Raw genomic sequence first — 4,440 nt, forward strand, 5'->3', positions numbered from 1 at the left:
CAACAAAAAGATGTCAAGTTGTATCCTTAACAAGGGAACAGTCAAACTAGGAGCCGTGTGAGGTGAAAGTCTCATGCACGGTTCTGAATGGGAGGGGAGGTCGGTGACGACCTTCTCGACCCCTAATCATGCAATCTTTCCTATCAAAGTAATTTCAGTTCCGGTGCTGATTCGGAGCATCTTTCAATTTGACAACGCCTATTGTAGGGCTAATTCATGAATTAGCCCTACACCTATTACCTAGCTATATTCCACGCCTATTGTAGTGTCTGGCAGATTTCTAGTCGATAATTAGGGCAATTTTCCCCGTCACCGCACCAGTTTCTAGCAATTGATGGGCGCTAATAGCTGCCGCTAAAGGAAAGGTTTGGGAGAGATGAATAGTTAACTTTTTCTCGTCAATTAAACGCGCCCCTTGGCGAAGAATTTCTGTTTGATATTTTTGCGCTTCTGGCAGTCCCATCAAAGCCGGGGTTAACATTAATTCTAAACTAATCCGCAAATTGCGATCGCGGGCTTCTTTCCAGCTGCCTGTAGGTTCCAAAATCGTCACCATATCGCCATAAACTCGCACCGCTCGGCAAGTCTGCCCAAAAGTTTCCCCTCCCACCGTATCAAAAGCGACATCTACCCCTTTCCCTGCGGTTTCTTGAAGTATCGCTGCGACAAAATCGGTTTGTTTGTATAAAATCGGGTAATCTGCCCCTAATTGCCGCACTAAACGCTCTTTATCGCTATTTCCCACCGTTGTATAAACTTTAGCCCCCTTCAGTTTCGCCAATTGAATCGCAACATGACCAACACCCCCGGCCCCGCCATGGATCAGGACGCTTTGTCCCGATTGCAGACGAGCGCGATCGTAGAGTGCTTCCCAAGCGGTGATTAAAACCAAAGGTACAGCGGCCGCCTCGGCAAAAGAAAGAGATTTTGGCTTGTGGGCCAAATGATCCGCCTCGATCAGGGCATATTCGGCATAATTTCCCGTGCCAGGCTTGCCCAGTCCGCCGTTACAAAAATACACTTCATCCCCGGGGCGAAAATCCTGCACCGCCGCCCCAACGGCCTCGACAATTCCCGCCCCGTCACAGCCCAAAATGGCCGGCATTTGCTCGGGGTAAAAAGTGCCGCGTTTACGAATTTTTGTATCAATAGGGTTGACACCAGCGGCTTTTAATGCTACTAAAACCTGATGCGGTTGACTAATTTTCGGGGTCGGGACTTGCTGAAGCTGCAGGACATCCACGGCAGTCATGAGGATAGCTTTCATTCTGTCTATTCGGGATTAACCCACATTAACGTCTGACCAAATTCTACCGGTTCACCGTTAGCGACGGCGATTTCGACGATTTGCCCGGCCACTTCCGCTTCGATTTCATTCATCAACTTCATCGCTTCGATGATACAGACCGTTTGTCCGACACGGATCCGATCGTTTTTTTCCACGAAAGAGGGTTCATCGGGAGCAGGAGCGCGATAAAAAGTGCCGACCATGGGAGAGGTAATCGCCAGCCATTTTTTATCCATAGCGGCGGCCACGGGTTCGGCAGTGGGGGTTTCTGGGACCGGGGTGGGACCTGCGGCTACCACTGGAGCGGCGACTGGGGCCGTCACCACCGGCAAGGGAGCGGCGAGAGGCCCAAGGGCAGTATTAACGGTTCCTTTGCGGATATTTAGCTCCAAATCTCCACTTTTCAGGCTAAATTCACTGATATCCGTGGCTGCCAATGTTTTGATCAGTTCTCGAATTTCGTTGTAATCAATAGTCACCGCTCTGAAATCCCCTCGCAAATAAAAAGCAACAAATCCAAATTCGCACCCACCAAACTATCGATTTTTCCCATCTAGCGGCTAAGTTTTGGGAAACAGGCTCAGAAACACTGGCTTTAGTCCTAAACCCGTCCCTAAGCCCTCATTTCTGGGCTTCTCATCACAATTATTCCCGTCCCAGATAGGAACCATCCCGAGTGTCCACTTTGATCCTTTCACCGATAGAAATAAACAGGGGAACCATCACCTGCGCTCCCGTTTCTACGATCGCCGGTTTCGTGCCACCGGTGGCCGTATCTCCCTTGACTCCTGGATCCGTATCGGTGATTTCCAAGATTACCGAGGTGGGCAATTCTACCTCTAACACTTGATCATTCCAAAAGAGAATATTGACTTCCATTCCTTCCTTCAGATACTTGGCTCGATCGCCCATTTGTACCGGGGTGAGAGTTGCTTCCTCAAAAGTCTCCATGTCCATGAAGACAAACTGATCGCCTTCTTTGTAGGTGTGCTGCATGGTGCGCTTTTCGATCGTGGCCGAGGGCAAGGTTTCCCCCGCCCGGAACGTCCGTTCTACCACGTTGCCGGTCTGAACATTTTTTAACTTGGTTCGCACGAAGGCCGATCCCTTGCCCGGTTTAACGTGCAGGAATTCCACCACCCGCCAGACAGAGCCATCTATCTCGATGGTCGTGCCACTCCGAAAGTCGTTACTCGAAATCATGAAATGCTGTTTAGGCCAAGAAAGATCAACATTCCATTTTACATACTTCCTGTACCCGAAAAAACTTTTTTCCCGTCCGTACAGGTAAGGGGGAGGTGGGAGGTGGGGCAAGCAAGGGACAAAAGCTAATCACTTAAGTACCTAATAGCATTTTTCACCCTGAAACCTCAATTTTTAGTACAAAATTACTGCAATAATAAAAGCAGTGAACGAGTAAACAGCGATGATCACCGGCGAATTAAAATCCAAAATAGATAAACTTTGGACAACCTTCTGGAATAACGGCATTAGTAATACCATTTTTCTTTATTGGCGTCACAACGAATGCAGGCTTGGCAAGCATTCGAGCGTGGATGTCTGTCATGGATTTAGAAATTTGGTATAACCCGCTTTCGGTAATCGAGCAGATTTCCTATTTACTCTTCATCAAGCGCCTAGATGACCTAGAACTGGCTAAGGAGCATAGGTCCCAACGATTAGGCGAAAAACTGGAAAATCCCACCTTTACCCCCAGCCAACAGCATATCCGTTGGTCGCACTTCAAAAATCTCGATGATGCGGAGACAATGCTCCAGATTGTCCGGGATGAAGCGTTTCCCTTTATCAAAGATCTGGGGCAATTCTGCAAGGGTAGCACCTACGCTAAACACATGAAGAATGCGGTGTTTCTCATCGCGTCTCCGGCGCTGCTGGCGACGGTAATCGAGCAAATTGAAAAAATCCCGATGGAGGATCGGGACACCAAGGACGACCTTTACCTAAAATGTCGGATGAATGCCCCCGCTACATTTTTCGACAAGATACTCAGCTTTGCGGGGGATGAAATCCGACCAGAATATCAACCGCGGAGCATCGGTTTAATTCCACCATCTGTGGGTAAACTGTGTTATACCTAACTTAGCCAAGGGTCGAGGATTGTTAGATGCTAGTCGTAGAAGCAAAGCTAAAAAACGGAACACCAGAGCAATATCACCGGCTCGATGAAGCTATCATAACTTCTCAGTTTGTGCGTAATTCTTGTGTTCGTTATTGGCGGTCAAATCAAGGGACAATCCGCAATGATCTCCAAAAGCTTTGTGCGGTACTAGCTAATAATAAAGAAACACCTTGGGTTAATAAATTAAACTCTCAAGCTCGTCAATCGGCTGCCGATAGAGCCTGGCAATAAATTAATAGGTTTTATCATAATTGTCATGCTAAGATACCAGAAAAAAAGGTTTTCCTCGGTTCAAAAAGCCTAACCGTTCCGTTGAGTATAAATTAACAGGCTACCAACTATCTGATGACCGACGTAAAATCAAGTTCACCGATGGTTTTAAAGCAGGAGAATTTGATTTATGGTGTAGTCAAAAGACATTAGTTTATTATTCAGAGCAACAGATTAAACGGGTAAGAGTTGTTAGACGTGCTGACGGTAAACCAACGGTACAAATAACAGGAATTGACTTAGGGTTAAAGGAATTTTATACCGATGCTCAAGGCAATACTGTAGAGAATCCACGTTATTTAAGAAAGTCAGAAAAACGACTGAAAAAAGCACAACGACGATTATCCAAAAAGTTTCGTCAAGGAAAGAAACAGTCTAAAAACTATCACAAGCAACGGGTAAAAGTAGCTAGGCTTCATCTTAAAGTATCAAGACAACGTAAAGACAAAGCAATTAAAGACGCTTTGGCGTTAGTCCAGTCTAATGATCTGGTAGTCTATGAGGATTTAAAGGTAAGAAACTTAGTCAAAAACCGTAAGCTTGCCAAGTCAATTAGTGATGCTTCTTGGTATCAATTCACCGAGTGGTTGAATTATTTCGCCAAGATTTATCGGATTGTTTGTGTTGCTGTTCCTCCCCATTTTACTAGCCAAGATTGTTCAGTTTTGGGGACGATAGTTCAGAAATAATTAAGCACTAGAACTCATCAATGTCCTAACTGTCAAACAGTCTTAGATAGGGA

General features: G+C 46.1%; 4 protein-coding genes and 2 pseudogenes. 2 read left to right on the forward strand and 4 right to left on the reverse strand.

All coding sequences use genetic code 11. The features are described from left to right. Nucleotides 1–280: 280 nt before the first annotated feature. The 4 genes from IQ242_RS17585 to IQ242_RS26790 all read right to left on the reverse strand — a co-directional run bounded on the left by IQ242_RS17585 (nucleotide 281) and on the right by IQ242_RS26790 (nucleotide 2,855). Entirely contained in the window at nucleotides 281–1,267 is a 987-nt protein-coding gene (locus IQ242_RS17585) for a zinc-dependent alcohol dehydrogenase family protein (RefSeq protein ID WP_193960863.1), read from the reverse strand. Between the two features lie 5 nt (nucleotides 1,268–1,272). Further along, complete coding sequence (gene accB / locus IQ242_RS17590) at nucleotides 1,273–1,767, reverse strand: acetyl-CoA carboxylase biotin carboxyl carrier protein (protein ID WP_193960864.1); 495 nt, start codon at nucleotides 1,765–1,767, stop codon at nucleotides 1,273–1,275. A 166-nt stretch (nucleotides 1,768–1,933) separates the two neighbouring features. Then, nucleotides 1,934–2,491 (reverse strand): elongation factor P, encoded by a 558-nt coding sequence (gene efp / locus IQ242_RS17595; RefSeq protein ID WP_193960865.1) that lies wholly within the window; start codon nucleotides 2,489–2,491, stop codon nucleotides 1,934–1,936. A gap of 238 nt (nucleotides 2,492–2,729) precedes the next feature. Next, nucleotides 2,730–2,855: a hypothetical protein gene (locus IQ242_RS26790; protein WP_255520670.1), complete on the reverse strand. Its 126-nt coding sequence runs from the start codon at nucleotides 2,853–2,855 to the stop codon at nucleotides 2,730–2,732. Between IQ242_RS26790 and IQ242_RS27220 the strand changes: the two are divergent. Continuing rightward, a pseudogene (locus IQ242_RS27220) lies at nucleotides 2,854–3,144 on the forward strand (type I restriction-modification system subunit M N-terminal domain-containing protein); the annotation flags it as partial. The gene IQ242_RS26790 and the pseudogene IQ242_RS27220 sit on opposite strands and share 2 nt — an antisense overlap. A gap of 269 nt (nucleotides 3,145–3,413) precedes the next feature. After that, nucleotides 3,414–4,384: pseudogene (locus tag IQ242_RS17605) on the forward strand (RNA-guided endonuclease InsQ/TnpB family protein); the annotation flags it as partial. Between the last annotated feature and the right edge of the window lie 56 nt (nucleotides 4,385–4,440).

The sequence above is a fragment of the Microcystis sp. LEGE 08355 genome, from assembly GCF_015207185.1.
GTDB lineage: Bacteria > Cyanobacteriota > Cyanobacteriia > Cyanobacteriales > Microcystaceae > Microcystis > Microcystis panniformis.